Consider the following 17304-nt stretch of genomic DNA (forward strand, 5'->3'; position numbering starts at 1 on the left):
GCGCGGATCGGCGCGGAATTCTGGGCGCACGAAGCTCGCGAGAATCTGCGCTCACGACTTCTCGCGACGCAGCTCGCAGATTCTCGCGTCTCCCGACGACGAGATCCGATCGAACGCCGCTCCGTCGGACGCGTTCAGGAAGAGCGTGCGATCGAACGCGCTGACGTACGTCCCTCCACGCACGATCTCGCTCACTGTTCCACCTGCGAACGAACCGCCCGCGAGCACCAGCAGCCACAGGGGCCGCTGCGCGACCTCGACCCGATAGCGATCGACCTTGGCGTTCTTCGCAGTGATCGCGTGCTGCACGGCTTCGGTGAGGAGCACGCCGTTCCCGCTCACTCCGGCACCGGTGTAGACGGTCGGCGTCTCGGCCGGGCCCACCGTGACCATCGTGAGCCGATCGAGGCCGTGGTCCCGCAGTCCGTCGCGCCGGTACGTGTGACGTGTGCGACCCGCCTCGACGTGCTCGGTCGCGAGCGCGTAGAGGCCGTCTACGTGGCGGCGCATCGTCGTGCCGTCGTTCATCAGCGCGATGAAGCCGTCCCGAGTTCGGAGATGGACCTCGCCGCAGAGCCCTCCACGGTCGAGCCGCGCGAGGAGCTTCTCTCGGATGCCGTATCCCGAAACGATCGAAGGGCCGGAAGCTCTCGCCGCCGGCCCTTCGAATCAGCCCGTGTTTCTCGGGCTTCCCTGTTGTATGGACGTGCCCGGGATCGAACCGGGGACCTCTAGAGTGCGATTCTAGCGCTCTCCCAGCTGAGCTACACGCCCGTGAGGGAGGCGGAATATACATGGGCCGATTCGCCGTGCAAGCACTGTTCGTGGTTCTCGTCGCGTGTGCTCCCAACACGACGGAACCACGGGCGATCTCGCATGATGACGCGCCTCGCTGGGGTGGGCTCGAGGTCGTCGAGCGCGGCCGCGGCGAGGTCACCGTGGTCCTGATGCACGGCTATGGCGCCCCCGGTGACGACCTCGTCGACCTCGGCGAGACGCTCTCGGCCGCGGTGCCCGCGCGCTTCGTGATGCCGGCCGCGCCGCGCACCTGGCTCGGCGGTCCGCCCGGGCGCGCGTGGTTCGAGCGCGAGCCCTCGCTCGCGCGCGCGCAGCTGCCCGCGGCATCGCGCGCCGTCGACGGAGTGATCGCGACGCTCGCCGACGAAGGTGTGCCCGCGTCGCGCCTGGTCCTCGCGGGGTTCTCGCAAGGCGCGATGATGGCGCTCGAGCGCTCGCTGCGTGGCGCCGTGACCCCGCGCGCGATCGTGCTGCTCTCGGGCGGTGCGATCCGCGGCGTCGACGAGGGCGAGCTCGACTGGTCGCGGCTCGCGAACGTGCCGGTGTTCGTCTCGCACGGACGACAGGATCCGATCCTGCCCTTCTCGGGCGCGGAGACGATGGTGCGGCGCGCCGAGGCCGCGGGCGCGCGCGTGACGTTCGTGCCGTTCGACGGGGGACACTCCATCCCGCCGGTCGTACGAAGCGAGGTGACGCGATTCCTGCGCGAGGTGGTGAGGCCTTGAGGCTCGCGCTCCTCGTGCTGCTGCTCGTGCCCTCGATCGCGATGGCGCAACCCCGAACGCTCGAGGTGCGCGCGCTCGGCGGATCGTGCGGCGAGGCGACGCGTGACGTGCCCCCGGCCTCGCTCCGCGCGAGCGCGAACATGCGCGGCGAGGTCACGATCTCGATCGACTCGATGCGCTTCTACTGCGCGCCCGCGCCGCGCTTCGACGCGAGCGTGCGCGACGACGGGACGATCGTGCTCGTGGCGCGCGAGCCCGAGCCGCCGGTCGCGCGCTGCACGTGCCCGCACGCCGTGCGGTTGCGCCTGCGCGTCGTGCCGCCGGGCGTGCACCGCATCGAGGTGCGCTTCCGCGACGAGGTGCTCGCGACCGGCGAGGTCGGCGTCGCGAACGTGCGGCGGCGTTAGGGGCGCGGCGGCTCGCAGCGTCCGGGGCCGAGCGCGCACGACCCGAAGACGCACGCGCCGCATCCGCAGTCGTCGTCGGAGTCGCACGGGACCGTGGTGCAGCCGTGGGCATCGACGTCGTCGAGGCCGCCGGGCACACACGTCGATCCCACCGGACACGCGTAGCCCTCGTCGCAGCGCAGCGGGCGGCAGTGGCCGTCGTCGCCGCAGGTCTCCCAGCGCGAGCACGACGTCGCGGTGCAGCGCTCGCGGCACTGGCTGCACGAGCCCTGGTTGAGCTCGACGCACACCTGCGAGGCGCCGCACTCGCCGTCGGCGTCGCACTCCATCGGACAGAAGCCGGTCGCGTAGAACGCCGACGTATCGCCCGGTGCCCAGCACGAGCCGGTGCCGTCGCAATCGGCATCGCTGCGGCACTCGGTGGTCGTCGCCGCGGGCGGAGGCTCGTACGCGTCGCACGCGCTGCCTGCGCCGCCGTCGAGCCGGGGGCACTCGAACGGGATGACCATGATGCGCAGGCGCCCGTCGACGCACGTGTAGTGGGTGTAGCCGCAGTTCGTGGGCCCGTCGCGCACCTCGGTGCAGGGCACATCGGACTCGTCGAAGTCGCAGCGCGCCCCCTCGCTCGCGCTCGACGCTTCGAAGCACCCGTCGACGCTCTCGCCGCATCCGAGCAGCGCGAGCGCGAGCAGGAGCGGCAGCCCTCGTTCGATCGTCATCCGGCTCCTCGTGCCACGCAGTGCCAGGCCCACGTGCACACACGCGTGAGCAAGCGCCGGGCCCAAGCTTTACGGGCTCTTCGGGCGCGGGGTATGCCTTCTCGTTCGCGGCACGAGCCGCGCACTCACGAGGCGGACGCGATGGGATTCTCGGGGCTCGACTACTACGGCATCGACGACGAGCTGAGCGAAGAAGAGCGCATGGTGCGCGACAACGTCCGTCGCTTCGTCGACGAGCGCATCGAGCCCATCATCGCCAAGCACTTCGAGGACGGCACCTTCCCGATGGAGCTCGTCCCCGAGTTCGCGAAGCTCGGTCTGCTCGGCGCGAACCTCGAGGGCTACGGCTGCGCGGGCATGGGCGACGTCGCGTACGGCCTCGCGATGCAGGAGCTCGAGCGCGGCGACTCGGGCATCCGCTCGTTCTGCAGCGTGCAGGGCTCGCTCGCGATGTACCCGATCCACTCGTTCGGCAGCGAGGAGCAGAAGCAGCAGTACCTGCCGGGCATGGCGAAGGGCGAGCTCATCGGGTGCTTCGGCCTGACCGAGCCCGACTTCGGATCGAACCCCACCGGGATGATCACGAAGGCCGAGAAGGTCGGCGGCGGCTATCGCATCAACGGCGTGAAGCGCTGGATCACGAACGGCGATCTCTGCCACCTCGCGGTGGTGTGGGCGAAGCTCGATGGGATGGTCCGCGGCTTCATCGTGCCGCGCGGCACCAAGGGCTTCTCGACCCGCAAGATCGACGACAAGTGGTCGCTCCGCGCGAGCGTGACGAGCGAGCTGTTCTTCGAGGACTGCGTGGTCGGCGAGGACGCGATCCTGCCGGGCGTGCGCGGCATGCGCGGTCCGCTCTCGTGCTTGTCGCAGGCGCGCTTCGGGATCTCGTGGGGCGCGATCGGCGCGGCGATGAGCTGCTACGACACCGCGCTCTCGTACGCGAAGGATCGCAAGCAGTTCTCGCGGCCGATCGCGGGCTATCAGCTGGTGCAGCACAAGCTGACGGAGATGGTCAGCGAGATCACGAAGGCGCAGTGCCTCACGCTGCGCCTCGGTCGACTGAAGGAGGCGAAGAAGGTGCGCCCTCCGCAGATCTCGCTCGCGAAGCGCAACAACGTCGCGATGGCGCTGAACATCGCGCGCATGGCGCGCGACATCCTCGGCGGCAACGGCATCACGTACGCGTACTCGCCGGGCCGTCACATGATGAACCTCGAGACGGTCTACACGTACGAGGGCACCCACGACATCCACACGCTGATCGTGGGTCAGGACGTCACGGGGCTCGCCGCGTTCGAGTGATCTCGACGTGCGTGTTGTTGAAGTCGGGATCGTCGAGATCTCCGGCGTGACGACACGTCCATCCTGGCGGCCAGCCGTGCACGCGCACCTCGGAGCCCTCGGCGATCACACCGCCTCCGATCTGTAGTTGCGCGAAGCGCAGGACGATCTCGGTCGCGCGATCGAGCTCGTTCTGCGCGAGCCCGCGCATCGAGAGATCGGGCCGCGCGAACTTGCGCAGGCCGCGCGTGTGCAGCCACGCGCCGTCGGGCTCGTCGGACCGCATCACGAGGAGATGCGCGCCGACGCGCGGAGCATCGACGTCGAAGACCTCCTCGCGCCATGCCTCGAGCGAACGCAGCGCGAACGTCTGCGCGTCGAGCACCGCACGCGCCGAGGCCTGCTCGGCGATCGCAGTCGTCAGTCCGACGAGGCTCCGCAGCTCGAGCAGATCTGCGCGATCTTCGAGCTCCGCGCGCACGACGATCTGCACGTCGCACGCGCTGGCCGCCTCGAGCAGCGCATCGGCGTGGAGCGCGCGCGGAACGATCTCGCGCGGATCGAGGAACCCACGTGTGCCACGCGCGACCATCACCACGTCGTAGGCGTCGGGCAGATGCCCGACGCGATGCCGGCGCACGCTGGGTCGGAGGTCGCCGGGCGCATCCCCGAACACGACGAACCACACGAGCGCCCGCGCATCCGTGCGCGTGTGGTGCGCACGTGTCCAGTCCTGTTCGGCCATGCCGTCACGTACCACCGTCCGGCGGTCGTCGGCGAGCGCCGCGAGGTGCTCGAATGGCGCGCGATGACCCTCGATCAATCGGTTCCCACATCGCCCGCGCGCGCGTCGCGCGAGATCGTCGATCGCGCGCTCACCGAGCTGCACGCGCACCGCACCGAGTGGGCGCGGCTGCCGGTGCTCGAGAAGCGCGCGTTGCTCGAGCAGATCAAGGATCGCGCGGCGCGCCTCGCGCCCGAGTGGGTCGAGGTCGCGATGCGGATCAAGCGCCTGCCCTCGGGATCGCCGATCGGCGGCGAAGAGTGGATGAGCGGGCCGTGGGCGCTGATCGCGGGGATCGTCGGGCTCTCGCGCACGCTCGAGCGCATCGCGAGAGGACGCGATCCGCTCGAGGGCGCGCGCGTGCATCGCGCGGCGGACGGACGGGTGATCGTCGACGTGTTCCCGTCGAACGCGTTCGAGCAGCTCTTGCTGTCGGGCTACTCGGCGTCGGTGTGGATGCAGCCCGGCGTGGACGAGGCCGAGGTGCGGCGCAGCGCGGGACGGTTCCATCGCGAGGCGCGCGACGCGAGCGGATCGGTCGCGCTGGTGCTGGGCGCGGGGAACATCACGTCGATCGCGCCGCTCGACGTGCTCTACGAGCTGATCGCCGAGGGGCGCGTGGTCGTGCTCAAGATGAGCCCGGTGAACGAGGCGCTCGGGCCGGTGCTCGAGCGGGTGATGGCGCCGCTCGTCGAGCGCGGCTTCCTGCGCTTCGTGTACGGCGGGGCCGACGTCGGCGAGATGCTCACGCGGCATCGCCTCGTCGAGAAGATCCACGTGACCGGCGCGGCGGCGACCCACGACGCGATCGTGTTCGGGACCGGCGAAGAAGGACGTGCGCGCAGGGCGCGCGGCGAGCCGCTCACGAAGGTCCCGGTGACCAGCGAGCTCGGCGGCGTGGGCCCGGTGATCATCGTGCCCGGGGTGTGGAGCGAGGCGGACATGCGCTTCCAGGCCGAGCACGTCGCGACGCAGAAGCTGCACAACGCGGGCTTCAACTGCGTGGCCGCGCAGGTGCTGGTGCTGCATCGCGAGTGGCCACTGCGCGAGCGCTTCCTCGCGATCCTGCGCGACACGATCGCGAAGCTCCCGAAGCGCGCGGCGTACTACCCGGGCGCCGACGCGCGGCAGCGCGAGGCGGTGGAGAAACACGCGCGCACCGAGCTGCTCGGCGGCGAGGACGTGCCGTACACGCGCATCGTCGATCTCGATCCCGACGATCGCAGCGCGCCCGCGTACCGCAGCGAATTCTTCGGCGCGACGTGGGCCGAGACGTCGATCTCCGCGCCCGACGTGGAGTCGTTCCTCGCGCGCGCGGTGACGTTCGCGAACGAGCGGCTCATGGGCACGCTCGGCGCGCAGCTGATCGTGCACCCCGCGACGCAGCGCGCGCATCGCGCGGCGATCGAGCGCGCCATCGCGGATCTGCGCTACGGCACGATCGCGGTGAACGCGTGGAGCGGGGTGGGGTTCCTCCTCGCGAACGCGAGCTGGGGCGCGTTCCCCGGGCACACGCTGGAGAACATCCAGAGCGGGCGCGGTGTGGTGCACAACGCGATGTTGCTCGAGCGTCCGGAGAAGACGGTGGTGCGCGGGCCCTTCGCGCCGTTCCCGCGATCGCTCTTGCTCGGAGAGCGACACACGTCGCCGAAGCCGCCGTGGTTCGTGACGCATCGCCGCTCGGATCGGGTCGGCGAGCTGCTCACCGACTTCGAGGCCGCACCCTCGTGGCGCAAGCTGCCCGCGATCTTCGCGGCGGCGCTCGCGGGGTGAACGCGCTGCGTCGCGCGTAGATCGCCGCATGTCTCTCTTCGGGCAGCCGTCCGCGGCCGGCGATCCACGCGCGACGACGCTGCGTCGCTGCGGCAAGTGCAAGGCGGACGCGGTCACCTGCTACCACGTCACGTTCCACTACGTGAACGGCATCCCGGCGGGACGCACGTACGAGCACCGCTGTCGGCGCTGCGGTCGTCAGTTCACGACGATCAGTCTGTGGCGCCTGCTGCGCGACGGGTTCGCGGCGAGCCTGATCGCGGTGCTCGGCCTCTTCCTGGCGCCGTGGCTCACGTACGAGGGCGTGTTCGTGAACCGCCTGATGGGCATGGACGGCGGCGAGTGGTTCGCGCTCGCGCTCATGTGGGCGTTCGCGATCGGCGGGCCGGCGTGGCTCTTCGTGCTCGCGCTGCGCACCTACCGCTTGTTCGAGAACCCGATCGCTCAGGTGCCGTCGAGGTAGCGCTCGGCGCGCGCGAGGTCGTCGAACACCCGGAAGCCGTCGTCGCGATCCGCGCTCGCGAGACGCTGCGCCTGGAGCCGGCCGGACGCGCTGCGCACGACGATCGCGACGCGCCGGAAGTCGCGCACGATCTCGCGGCGCAGCGGCGCGTACCACGCTTCGTACTCGGGATCGTTCACGCCGCGCGCGAGGCGCACGTCCATCAAGAGCGTGTGGGTCGTGCGATCGATCGCGTCGAGCACGTCGAGCACCGGCGTGCATGCGAGCTCGGCGTCGGCTTGCGATCGGAAGAGCGGTGGGAGGCGACGCACCACGACGCGATGCGCGTCGCGATCCATGTCGACCTCGAACCAGTCGCTCGCGTGTCTGCGGACCAGCGCCACTGCGGGCGAATCATCGCACGGCTCACGCCCCGTCGAGCGGCGCGTCGCACACGTCGCGACGGCCGCACCGAGCGCACTCACCGCCGTTCCAGAGGTGATCGAAGATGCCCTGCACCTGATCGAGCAGCGCTTCGTCCTCGGTGACGAAGCCGAGCTCGAAGTTGCGATTGCGATCGCCCTTCGCGCCGAGCCCGGCGCCGGTCCAATTCGCGCTCCCGAGGTACAAGAGCGCGCCGTCGACGATCACCGCCTTGAGGTGCAATCGCGCGCACTGACGCAGCGCGAGGCCGCCCTTCACGAGCCGCGGGTGCGCGTCGAACGCATCGCGGAACGCCTGCGACGGAAACCCCGCGTGGAGGATGCGCAGATCGACGCTCTTCGTCGCGAGATCGTCGAACACCTCGAGCATCGAGCGATAGCTCGCGCGACGCCCCGGCATCTTCGCGCGGGTGTCCTCGACCATCAGCTCCTTGAGGTTCGCGGTGGCGATCCACACGCTCACCTTCGCGTCCATCACCGCGCGCACCACGCTCTCGTAGTGACCGCTCCCCGCGACGATCTTCGTGCGCACGAGCCGGGGGGCGCTCACGAAATCGAGCAGCGCGCTCATCGCAGCTCCGGCCTCTGTAGCTCGGGGACCAGGTGGACCGGCTCTTCGCCGCGCAGCACGCGCATCGCGTCGCGCAGCGCGCTCGACGCCATCCGAGCGCGCGCCTCGCGCGTCGCGCTCCCGAGGTGCGGCAGGAGCACCACGTCGTCGCGCGCGACGAGCCCCGGATGCACCCGCGGCTCTTCCTCGTACACGTCGAGCCCCGCGCCGCCGAGCTGTCCGCGCTCGAGCGCGCGCACCATCGCGGCCTCGTCGACGACCGTGCCACGCGCGGTGTTGATCAGCATCGCGCCTCGCTTCATCCGCGCGAATTCGGGCTCGCCGATCAGGTGCCGCGTCGCGCGCGAGCCCGGCACGTGCAGGCTGATCACGTCGCTCTCCGCGAGCAGCTCGCGTTGCGTGACGTGCACCGCGTAGGGCTCGTTCTCGAAGGGCACGTCGTTCCGGGTGCTCGCGATGACGCGCATCCCGAACGCATCGGCGCGCCGCGCGACCGCGCGCGCGATGCGCCCGTAGCCGATCAGGCCGAGCGTCTTTCCGTCGAGCTCGTGCCCGAGGAGCATCGTCGGCGACCACCCACCGAAGCGCCCTTCGCGCACCATCGACTCGCCCTCGCGCACCCGGCGTGCGCACGCGAGCAGGAGCGTCAGCGCGAGATCCGCGGTCGACTCGGTGAGCACGCCCGGGGTGTGGGTGACGATCACGCCGCGCGCGCGGCACGCGTAGACGTCGACGTTGTCGTAGCCCACCGCAGCCTGGGCGATCACCCGCAGCGCGGGCAGCTGCTCGAGCAGCTCGCGATCGATGCGATCCGCGACCGAGGTGACGATCGCGCCGCACGCACGACCGCGATCGATCAGCTCCTCGCGCGTCGGGCCGCGCTCGTGCGCGAACACGTCGATCATCACGCCGGGCCCCACCACGTCGGCCGCGTCCACCGGCCAGCGACGCGTCACGAACACTCGCGGGAAGCTCATCGACGATGCTTGCTCCACTCCTCGACGAACTCCCAGTCGGCGATGAGCCCCTTGCGCAAGAGCAGCGAGAGCAGCGCGGCGAAGAGCGGCTCCCAGCGCGCGTCGGGCAGCACCGCGCTCACGTCCTTGCCCTCGGCGCGCGCCTGGAGCGCGGCGATCAGATCGCGCGTGGTGAGCGACTCCTGGGGCACCTGATCCGCGGGCTTCTTCTGGCCCGGCGCGGGCAGCTTCACCGTCGTGCCGTCGAGCAGCGTGAGCGTGATGGTGCGCGGCTTCCTCGCGGGCGCGGGGCGCGCGACCGGCGCGGGCGCGGCGGGCACCGAGGGCTCGGGGGAGGGCGCGGCGGGCGGTGCCGGCTCGGGGGTCGCGACCACGGTGGGCACTGCGGGCGCCTTGGGGATCGCGCGCGCGTCCTCGAGCTCTCGCTCGTCGAGCTCCACCGGCGCGATCGAGGATCGTGTCGAGGCCGGAGGTGGCGCCGCGATCGAGGGCGGCTTGCGCTTCACGATCGGCGCGGTCGCCGCGGTCTCGCGACCGCCGAAGTAGTAGACGCGGATCGCGTTCCGCACGTCGCTGCTCGACGCGACCATCGGCTTCACCGGCATCGCGGCCTGCTGCGCGATCGCGATCAGCGCGGTCTCGTTCGTCGGGTCGTCGGTCGCGACGAAGAGCGTGTCGCCCTGCTTGCGAACCTTGCGCACGTAGACCGGCACGCAGCCGTACTTCTCCGCGAGCTCGGCGGGGATCAGGTTCAGGAGCTCGCGCGAGAAGTCGACGTGATAGAGGTTCACCCAGGGGATGCTCAGCTGGTTCGAGAGCACCTGCGCGAGCTGCACCTCGCTCACGTAGCCGAGCTCCACGAGCAGCTCGCCGAGCCGTCCCCCGCGCGTCTTCTGCAGCGCGAGCGCCTCGTCGACGTGCTCGGCCGTGACCATCTGCGCCTGGACCAGCATGTCCCCGAGTCGGATGCGGCTCATCGCAACGAATTCTCGCGGATCGCGAGCACACGCGAGAAATAAGCGGCAGGCGCAGCCCTTGCGGTGCACGGGGTCGAGCGTCATAGGCTCGTATCCGATGCTCGAGACCGACGCTCATCTTTCGGGCGGGGATCGCGCGGTCACCACGATCACCGAGGACGGCTCGTTCCGCGTCGTGACCCTGCGGTCGACCCAGACCGTGACTGCTGCGATCGCTGCGCAGAACGCCACCGGCACGACCGCGGAGCACCTCGCGGATCTGATCACCGGCTCCGTGCTGGTGCGCCTCACGATGGCGCCCGACCTGCGCGTGCAGGGCGTGGTGCGCGGCAAGACCGGCAAGGGGACCCTCGTCGCCGACTGCCATCCCGACGGCGGCTGTCGCGCCCTGGTGCGCGAGACCGCGGGACCGATCGAGATCGGCCCGGGCTCGCTGGTGCAGGTGATGCGCTCGCTGCCCAACGGCACGACCCATCAGGGTGTGGTCGAGATCCCCGCGGACTACGGCATCAGCGGCGCGTTCATGGTCTACATGCTCGAGAGCGAGCAGGTGACGAGCGTGATCGGCGTCGGCTGCGTGATGAGCGAGGACGACAAGGTCTCGGTCGCGGGCGGGTGGATCGTGCAGCTCCTCCCGGAGTGCCAGGAGCCGCCGCTCGAGCTGATGTACCAGCGGATGCGCCTCGACTTCGCGGATCCGAAGAGCGTGCTGCGCTCGCTCGGCGGCGACCCCGAGACGCTGCAGTCGGAGATCCTCTACGGGATGCCGTACCAGCAGACCGGCGGCGCGCTGATCGAGCACCGCTGCTACTGCAGCCCGGAGCGCGTGTTCGCGAGCATGGCGACGCTGGGCCGCGCGGATCTCGAGGACATCCTGCGCAAGGGCGAGACGCTCCACGTGAGCTGCGACTACTGCAATCGCCCTTACGAGGTGCACCCCGAGACGCTGCGGGGGTTGCTCGAGGCGAGCTGATCGGGGCCGTCGAGCACGCGCAGGTGGCACGAGGACGAGCACGCGGGACGAGCACGTGCACGAGCACGGTTCGCGACCGCTCGACCGCTCGACCGCGGCCCGAGCTTGCGTGACCCGTGCTCGTGCTCGTGGCCCGTGCTCGTCCTCGTGCCACCTGCGCGTGCTCGGTCGTCGCGATCGATCACGCCTTCTTGCGCGCCGCCGCGTTCACTGCCGCCGGCGACGGCACGCTCGTGCGGGGCACGTAGCCCGGCGGCGGCGGCGGGATCGACAGGCGCTGTCCCGGCAGCGGCGGGGCAGGCGGAAGCTTCGCCACCGGCGCGGGCAGCTTCGCGCCCGGCGGGGCCATCGACGGTCGCGACACCGGCGGCGCAGGTGGACGCACGGTGGGCGGCGCAGGCGGACGCGCAGCCGACGCGGCGGGCTTCGCGGGCTTGGCGACGATGCCGCTCGAGCTCGCCGTCGCGGGCTTGGCGACGATGCCGCTCTCGCTCACCGATGCGGGCCTCGTCGTCATCGCGGGGGGCGCGGACGAGGGCCGTCGATCGATCCCGAACGGCTCGACGCGGGGGAGCGCAGGGCTGGCGGGGATCGCCGGCATCGCGGGCCGCGACGCGGTCGGCGCCGGCGGTGCCGACGAGAAGCGCGCCGTGGGCTCGCGCGACTTGATCGCGCTCGGCGGGATGACGCTCGCCCGCGCGACGGTGCTCGGCGCGGGCATCGGAGCGCGGTCCCCGTCGATCAGCCGCACCACCGTGCGGAGCTCGCAGAGGACCGGGGACGCGTCGGGGCCCCTGCTCGGGCGCTCCACGACGAACGGCTTGGTGGAATCCTTCGCGCGGCGGGTCATCGCGAGCGCGTTCTTCAAGAAGAGTGCCTCGCGAATTCCGCGACGATCCCGTCGCACGCGTGGCACGCGGAGCGCTCCGCGCGGCGCCCGCCGCTTTGTGGACAATCGACTCCAGCGCGCCCGAACATCCGCGCGATGGGCCTCCGCACACGCGCGCGCTCGGCCGCGTCGGCCTGCGGCGTGGTCGCGCTGATCACCGCGTCGTGCGCGGCGCCCGAAGAGCGTCCCGACGCGGCGCTCGAGGCGGTCGCCATCGCGCCGCACTTCACGATCGAGCTCCCGCCCGCCGAGCCCGCGGCGACGATCGCCCGGATCGACACGTTCCTCGGCGAGCCCGATGCGCCTCGCGTCGCGTCGCTCTCGGAGGCCGCGCTCGAGGGCGTCGCACGCGGACGCGGCGGCCGCAGCGTCGCGTTCGTCGTCACCCTGCGCGACGGAACGCGTGGGTACTTCAAGCCCGAGCAGACCTTCTCGAGCGGCTCCTACGCCGCGGAGATCGCCGCGTACCACCTCGATCGCGCGCTCGGGCTCGGACGGGTCGCGCCGGTGGTCGGTCGGAGCGTGCCGTGGTCGCGCCTCGAGCCGGTGCTGAGCGAGCACGCGCCCGAGCGACTCCGCGAGGTCCTGGTGCAGCCCGACGGAACGGTGCGGGGCGCGCTCGTGTGGTGGATCCCCGAGGCGCTCCCCTCGCTCGATCTGGGCCGGGGCTGGGAGCGGTGGATCCGCCTCGACGGCGCCCTCGCGATCACGCCGTTCCAGCGTCCCCGCGAGTACGCCGCGCTGGCGTCGGGCGAGGTGCCGATCCCGGTGCGCGGCGAAGGCCCCTCGGCGGGCGATCCCGATCGCATCGATCGCGCGGCCGAGCTCTCGGACCTCGTGCTCTTCGACTACCTCGCGCACAACACCGATCGCTGGGGCGGCGACTTCACGAACCTCCGCACCCGCGAGCCCGGTGGGCCGCTGGTGTTCCTCGATCACGGCGCGTGTTTCCTCCGTCACCGCGCGCGCTTCGGCTACATGGACGCGCGGCTGCGCGCGCTGCAGCGCTTCCGTCGCTCGACCATCGATGCGATCCGCGCGCTCACGATGGACGACCTGCGCGCGCGCTCGATGCGCGACCCGCTCGGCGCGGCGCTCGACGAGATGCAGCTCGAGCACCTCGAGGAGCGTCGGCGTGTGCTGCTCGATCACGTCGACGCGACACTCGCCGCGCGCGGCGAGGGCGTGTGGCTCGACGAATCGCCGGCCACCGGCATCTCGAGCAGCCACGTCAACGCTGCGGATTGATTCGTTTTTCTGTCCAGAACAGCGCGGCACGCAGCGTGCTCGGGGGCCGCGCCGTGCCTGATCCCGAAGAGAACCGATTCACCCATTCCCCCGACCTGCAGGTGTTCGAGCGCGACGACGCCGAAGCGGCGCTCCACCTCGCGCTCGCGATGCTCGACGAGGTCGCGCACGCGAACACGCACGACGCGCCCGCGCCCGAGATGCCCGAGGCCTGAGCGCTCGCGTCACCGCGCTGCGAGCACGGCGCGGAGCCCGAGGTGCGGTCCCATCGCGCCCGGCTCCGCGCGCTCGCGCGCGGTGACGCGATCACGCGCCCGGAGGCGCGTCGCGGCCTCGCAGATCTCACGGAGATCCCGAGATCCTCGCGCGCGCTCTGCTACACCTCGCGCCCATGAAGACCCCCCACGAAGCCGGATACGAGCAGCCTGCCGAGTGGGCGCGGCACGAAGCGGTGTGGCTCGCGTGGCCGAGCGACGAGACGCTGTGGCAGGAGTCGCTCGAGGCGGCGCAGCGCGAGTTCGTCGGGCTCTGCGACGGCATCGCGGATCCCGATCCCCAGACCGGCGCGCCGCGCGGCGAGCGCCTCGAGATCCTGGTGCGCACCGAGAAGGACGAGCGCGACGCGCGCGCGGCGCTCGAGCACCTCGGCACGCGGTTCCATCGTCAGCCCTACGGCGACATCTGGCTGCGCGACACCGCGCCGGTCTTCCTGCTCGATCGCATGCTGCGGCTCGGCTCGGTGCGCTTCGTCTTCAACGGCTGGGGCGGCAAGTACGAGCTCGAGGGCGACGCCGATCTCGCGCAGCGCGTGCAGTCGATCGTCGGCGACGAGGTGCCTGCGTTCGCGCTCGACTTCGTGTGCGAGGGCGGCGCGATCGAGGTCGACGGCGAGGGCACGGTGCTCACGACCGAGCAGTGCATGCTCAACCGCAACCGCAATCCGCACCTCGAGCGCGAGGCGATCGAGCGCACGCTCGAGGGCGCGCTCGGCGTGCGTCGCGTGCTCTGGCTCAAGAACGGCCTGCTCAACGATCACACCGACGGGCACGTCGACACGCTCGCGCGCTTCGTCGCGCCGGGCGTCGTGGTGTGCATGAAGCCGAGCGGCGACGACGATCCCAACGCCGCGGTGCTCGAGGAGATCGCGAACGATCTCTCGTGGATGGTGGACGCGAAGGGTCGGAAGCTCCAGGTGGTACGGATGCCCTCGCCGGGGGGGGTCGTCGACGACGACGGCGAGATCATGCCGGCGAGCTACGCGAACTTCTACGTGGGCAACACCAGCGTCGTGGTGCCCACGTACGGCACGCCTTGGGACGAAGCGGCGGTGCGCGCGCTCGAGCCCCTCTTCCCCGAGCACCGCGTGGTCGGGCGCATGAGCAAGACGATCCTCGAAGGCGGCGGCGCCTTCCACTGCATCACCCAGCAGCAGCCGGAGCGATCCCGATGAGCAGCAAGCAGGCGAACGAGGTCACCGTCGCGGCGATCCAGTGTCCGCTCGGCGGCTCGCGCGCGCAGAACGTCGAGCGCGTGATCGGATGGGTGCGCGAGGCGGCGAAGCGCGGCGCGAACGTGGTGCTCCCGAGCGAGCTCTTCGAGGGGCCCTACTTCTGCTGCGAGGAGAAGGAGCGCTGGTTCGAGGAGGCGCGTCCCTTCGAGGGCAACGAGACGGTCGCGCTCTTCGCGAAGCTCGCGAAGGAGCTCGGCGTGGTGATCCCGATCTCGTTCTTCGAGAAGGCGGGACCCGGCGCTTACTACAACACCGTCGCGATGGTCGACGACGGCGGGAACGTGCTCGGCTGCTACCGCAAGAGCCACATCCCCGACGGGCCGGGCTACGAGGAGAAGTTCTACTTCCGGCCCGGCGACACCGGGTTCAAGGCGTGGAAGACGCGCTTCGGCACGCTCGGCGTCGGCATCTGCTGGGACCAGTGGTACCCGGAGTGCGCTCGCGCGATGACGCTGCTCGGCGCGGAGCTGCTCTTCTATCCGACGGCGATCGGCAGCGAGCCCCACGCGCCCGAGCTCGACACGCGCGACCCCTGGCAGCGCGTGATGATCGGTCACGCGGTCGCGAACGCGACGCCGGTGATCGCGGCGAACCGCATCGGCAGCGAGCTCACCCAGACGTTCTACGGATCGTCGTTCGTCGCCGACATGCGCGGCGACAAGGTGAGCGAGCTCGATCGCACCACCGAAGGGCTCGTGATGGCGACCTTCGATCGCCAGAAGATCGCGAGCTACCGCGCGAGCTGGGGCTTCTTCCGCGATCGCCGCCCCGAGCTCTACGGCGTGCTGATGACCGCCGACGGCCAGCACGTGGTGCGCGCGGCGGGCAAGGTCTGATCGCGCGCACTTCTTGATCCGGATCAACGCCGCCGCGCGCGCGCGTTCGCACCCTGGCTCGCGAGGCGAGCACGCAATCGGCTCAGCGCCTCCGGCGTGATGCCGAGGAAGGATGCGAGATGACGCTGCGCGATCCGGCCGGGGAGATCGGGACGTCGGGCGAGCAGCGCGAGCCAGCGCTGCTCGGCGTCGAGCGCGAGGAGCTCGTGCTCCCGCTCCGCCTTCGCGAGGGCGAGCCGCTCGGCGATGCCGCGCGCGACCGCGCTCCACGTCTCGGCGCGGAGCTCGCGGCGCAGCGTGGGGTAGTCGGCGCAGAGCAGCTCGGTGGGCTCGAGCGCCTCGATCGCGCTGCGCGAGGGAGCGCCGTCGAGCCCCGCGATCAGATCGGCGAGCGAGCCCGAGAGGTCGCCCTCGAGGCAGAAGCTCTTCGCGTGCTCGCGCCCGTCGGCGCCCACGGTGCTCTCGCGCAGCGCGCCGCGACACACGAACGCGGCGACACGCGCGACCTCGCCCGCGCGCAGCAGGCGCTCGCCGCGAGCGAGGCGCCGGGGCACGAAGTGCGGCGCGATCTCGCGCCACGCGTCGTCGTCGATGGGCGCGATCGCGGAGAACGCTCGTCGCAGCGCGGCGCGATCTCGCTCGAGGGCCACGCGGGAGCACCCTACCACGACAGCTTCGTCGTCGACGCCGGCACGCCGGTCTCGGTGCGGCGCGCCGGTCGGGGCGCGCGCACGCTCGTGCTGCTCCACGCGAACCCCGGTGACGCGCTCGACTACGAGCTCGTCGTGCCCGAGCTCGCGCGCGATCACACCGTGCTGGCGATCGACTGGCCCGGCTACGGGCGCTCGCCGGCGCCTGCGGATCTCGCGCACGCAACCGCAGCGGGGCTCGGTCGGGTGCTGCGCGCGCTGGTCGCGGCGCTCGACCTCCGAGGCGCCGACTTCCTCGGGTGCTCGGTGGGCGCCAACGCGGCGCTGCGGCTCGCGCTCGACGAGCCCCAGCGAGTCGGGCGGCTGGTGCTGGTCGCGCCGGGAGGGTTCACCGCGCACGGCGTGGTGTCGCGCACGTTCTGCAGGATGATGGGGATGCTCGCGATCTCGTCGCGGCTCGCGGGCACGCTCGCGCGCCGCTATTGCCGGGCGCGCACCGACACCACACGCGCGATGATCGCGCGCGCCGATGCGATCCCGAAGAGCCCGGCGCGCGCAGCGGTGCACGCGTCGATCTGGAAGAGCTTCGTCGACGCCGACCACGACCTCTCGGAGCGTGCGGGGCAGCTCACGCGTCCGGCGCTGCTGGTGTGGGGGAAGCGCGATCCGATCCTCCCGCTCGCCACCGACGGAGCGCGCGCCCGCGAGCGCATCGCGGGCGCGCAGCTCGTCGCGCTCGACACCGGGCACGCCCCGTTCGCCGAAGATCCGCGAGCGTTCCTCGACGTCGTGTCGCCCTTCCTCGGGTGAGCGTCAGGGCTCGAGATCGGTCGCGGCGCGGAACGAGCCGTCCATGTGGAACGGCACCGACGTGTGCTCGTGCACGATCTTCCATCCGCCGTTCGCGCGGCGCAGGCCCGCGGTCGCGCGCATCCACCACTCCGCGCGCTCGCCCTGCTTGGTGGTCGCGCCGACGTGGACCAGCGAGTGTGCGAGCGCGAGATCACCGTCGGTCGAGATGCGCAGATCGCGGATCGTGTGCTCGATCGGCCCCTGCCAGGTCGCGAGCCACGCCTCGAGCGACTTCGTGTCCATGCCCACGTGACCCAGCGGCGGGGCCAGGTCGTAGATCAGCGCGTCCGGGGCGTACTGCCTCGCGATGCGAACGGCATCGCGCTCGCGGAACGCCGCGGAGAGGGTCTCGAACACCGCGCGGATCGCAGTCTCGTCATCACGCTTCGTCATCGCGTCCTCCTCGGTTCCTCGGAGGACGTACGAGCATCGCGCGCGCCGACATC

At 71.4% G+C, this 17304-nt stretch carries 21 protein-coding genes and 1 tRNA gene; 11 read left to right on the forward strand and 11 right to left on the reverse strand.

The genetic code is table 11. From position 1 onward, the window contains the following. Window positions 1–51: 51 nt before the first annotated feature. On the reverse strand, window positions 52–510 hold the full coding sequence (locus I5071_RS34970; protein ID WP_236517679.1) for a hypothetical protein: 459 nt from the start codon (window positions 508–510) through the stop codon (window positions 52–54). A gap of 191 nt (window positions 511–701) precedes the next feature. Then, window positions 702–774 (reverse strand) — tRNA-Ala (locus I5071_RS34975). Between the two features lie 164 nt (window positions 775–938). Here I5071_RS34975 and I5071_RS34980 point away from each other — a divergent pair. Both I5071_RS34980 and I5071_RS34985 read left to right on the forward strand, forming a co-directional pair. Next, the gene (locus tag I5071_RS34980) at window positions 939–1523 is read left to right on the forward strand and encodes an alpha/beta hydrolase (RefSeq protein WP_268921173.1); all 585 of its coding nucleotides are present in this window, start codon (window positions 939–941) and stop codon (window positions 1521–1523) included. Further along, the gene (locus I5071_RS34985) at window positions 1520–1930 is read left to right on the forward strand and encodes a hypothetical protein (protein ID WP_236517680.1); all 411 of its coding nucleotides are present in this window, start codon (window positions 1520–1522) and stop codon (window positions 1928–1930) included. Before I5071_RS34980 ends, I5071_RS34985 begins: the two co-directional genes overlap by 4 nt. On the opposite strand, the gene I5071_RS34990 is transcribed toward I5071_RS34985, so the two are convergent. After that, complete coding sequence (locus I5071_RS34990; protein ID WP_236517681.1) at window positions 1927–2649, reverse strand: hypothetical protein; 723 nt, start codon at window positions 2647–2649, stop codon at window positions 1927–1929. The genes I5071_RS34985 and I5071_RS34990 overlap by 4 nt on opposite strands. Window positions 2650–2790: 141 nt before the next feature. On the opposite strand from I5071_RS34990, the gene I5071_RS34995 reads away from it, so the two are divergent. After that, window positions 2791–3954, forward strand: coding sequence for an acyl-CoA dehydrogenase family protein (locus I5071_RS34995; RefSeq protein WP_236517682.1), 1164 nt, complete (start codon window positions 2791–2793; stop codon window positions 3952–3954). Here the strand turns inward: I5071_RS34995 and I5071_RS35000 are convergent. Then, window positions 3929–4678 (reverse strand): hypothetical protein, encoded by a 750-nt coding sequence (locus tag I5071_RS35000; protein ID WP_236517683.1) that lies wholly within the window; start codon window positions 4676–4678, stop codon window positions 3929–3931. The two genes, I5071_RS34995 and I5071_RS35000, sit on opposite strands and share 26 nt — an antisense overlap. Window positions 4679–4741: 63 nt before the next feature. Between I5071_RS35000 and I5071_RS35005 the strand changes: the two genes are divergently transcribed. Both I5071_RS35005 and I5071_RS35010 read left to right on the forward strand, forming a co-directional pair. Next, window positions 4742–6490 (forward strand): aldehyde dehydrogenase family protein, encoded by a 1749-nt coding sequence (locus I5071_RS35005; protein ID WP_236517684.1) that lies wholly within the window; start codon window positions 4742–4744, stop codon window positions 6488–6490. A 28-nt stretch (window positions 6491–6518) separates the two neighbouring features. Further along, the gene (locus I5071_RS35010) at window positions 6519–6953 is read left to right on the forward strand and encodes a hypothetical protein (protein WP_236517685.1); all 435 of its coding nucleotides are present in this window, start codon (window positions 6519–6521) and stop codon (window positions 6951–6953) included. Here I5071_RS35010 and I5071_RS35015 read toward each other — a convergent pair. The 4 genes from I5071_RS35015 to I5071_RS35030 are packed head-to-tail and all read right to left on the reverse strand — an operon-like array spanning window position 6935 to window position 9900. Further along, on the reverse strand, window positions 6935–7336 hold the full coding sequence (locus tag I5071_RS35015) for a hypothetical protein (protein WP_236517686.1): 402 nt from the start codon (window positions 7334–7336) through the stop codon (window positions 6935–6937). The genes I5071_RS35010 and I5071_RS35015 overlap by 19 nt on opposite strands. A gap of 22 nt (window positions 7337–7358) precedes the next feature. Continuing rightward, window positions 7359–7946 carry a phospholipase D family protein gene (locus I5071_RS35020; RefSeq protein ID WP_236517687.1) on the reverse strand — a complete coding sequence of 196 codons (588 nt, stop codon included), beginning with the start codon at window positions 7944–7946 and terminating at the stop codon, window positions 7359–7361. After that, the gene (locus I5071_RS35025; RefSeq protein ID WP_236517688.1) at window positions 7943–8923 is read right to left on the reverse strand and encodes a 2-hydroxyacid dehydrogenase; all 981 of its coding nucleotides are present in this window, start codon (window positions 8921–8923) and stop codon (window positions 7943–7945) included. Before I5071_RS35025 ends, I5071_RS35020 begins: the two co-directional genes overlap by 4 nt. Beyond that, window positions 8920–9900, reverse strand: a complete 981-nt coding sequence (locus tag I5071_RS35030) for a hypothetical protein (RefSeq protein ID WP_236517689.1) — start codon at window positions 9898–9900, stop codon at window positions 8920–8922. Before I5071_RS35030 ends, I5071_RS35025 begins: the two co-directional genes overlap by 4 nt. A 97-nt stretch (window positions 9901–9997) precedes the next feature. On the opposite strand from I5071_RS35030, the gene I5071_RS35035 reads away from it, so the two are divergent. Next, on the forward strand, window positions 9998–10873 hold the full coding sequence (locus tag I5071_RS35035; protein ID WP_236517690.1) for an Hsp33 family molecular chaperone HslO: 876 nt from the start codon (window positions 9998–10000) through the stop codon (window positions 10871–10873). Between the two features lie 181 nt (window positions 10874–11054). On the opposite strand, the gene I5071_RS35040 is transcribed toward I5071_RS35035, so the two are convergent. Then, on the reverse strand, window positions 11055–11741 hold the full coding sequence (locus tag I5071_RS35040; RefSeq protein ID WP_236517691.1) for a hypothetical protein: 687 nt from the start codon (window positions 11739–11741) through the stop codon (window positions 11055–11057). Between the two features lie 117 nt (window positions 11742–11858). Here I5071_RS35040 and I5071_RS35045 point away from each other — a divergent pair, with 117 nt between their 5' ends. From I5071_RS35045 to aguB, 4 genes are all read left to right on the forward strand, one after another. Then, window positions 11859–13010 carry a hypothetical protein gene (locus I5071_RS35045; RefSeq protein WP_236517692.1) on the forward strand — a complete coding sequence of 384 codons (1152 nt, stop codon included), beginning with the start codon at window positions 11859–11861 and terminating at the stop codon, window positions 13008–13010. A gap of 53 nt (window positions 13011–13063) precedes the next feature. Beyond that, window positions 13064–13225 (forward strand): hypothetical protein, encoded by a 162-nt coding sequence (locus tag I5071_RS35050; protein ID WP_236517693.1) that lies wholly within the window; start codon window positions 13064–13066, stop codon window positions 13223–13225. Window positions 13226–13401: 176 nt separating this feature from the next. Then, on the forward strand, window positions 13402–14460 hold the full coding sequence (locus I5071_RS35055) for an agmatine deiminase family protein (RefSeq protein WP_236517694.1): 1059 nt from the start codon (window positions 13402–13404) through the stop codon (window positions 14458–14460). Further along, window positions 14457–15356: an N-carbamoylputrescine amidase gene (gene aguB / locus I5071_RS35060; protein ID WP_236517695.1), complete on the forward strand. Its 900-nt coding sequence runs from the start codon at window positions 14457–14459 to the stop codon at window positions 15354–15356. The genes I5071_RS35055 and aguB overlap by 4 nt, the downstream gene beginning before the upstream one ends. A 23-nt stretch (window positions 15357–15379) precedes the next feature. Here the strand turns inward: aguB and I5071_RS35065 are convergent, their stop codons facing one another. Then, on the reverse strand, window positions 15380–16006 hold the full coding sequence (locus I5071_RS35065) for a Crp/Fnr family transcriptional regulator (RefSeq protein WP_236517696.1): 627 nt from the start codon (window positions 16004–16006) through the stop codon (window positions 15380–15382). 54 nt (window positions 16007–16060) lie between these two features. On the opposite strand from I5071_RS35065, the gene I5071_RS35070 reads away from it, so the two are divergent. Beyond that, complete coding sequence (locus I5071_RS35070; RefSeq protein WP_236517697.1) at window positions 16061–16816, forward strand: alpha/beta fold hydrolase; 756 nt, start codon at window positions 16061–16063, stop codon at window positions 16814–16816. Between the two features lie 3 nt (window positions 16817–16819). Here I5071_RS35070 and I5071_RS35075 read toward each other — a convergent pair whose 3' ends face one another. After that, window positions 16820–17251, reverse strand: a complete 432-nt coding sequence (locus tag I5071_RS35075; RefSeq protein ID WP_236517698.1) for a YybH family protein — start codon at window positions 17249–17251, stop codon at window positions 16820–16822. Window positions 17252–17304 lie beyond the last annotated feature (53 nt).

Source organism: Sandaracinus amylolyticus (assembly GCF_021631985.1).
GTDB classification, from domain to species: domain Bacteria; phylum Myxococcota_A; class Polyangia; order Polyangiales; family Sandaracinaceae; genus Sandaracinus; species Sandaracinus amylolyticus_A.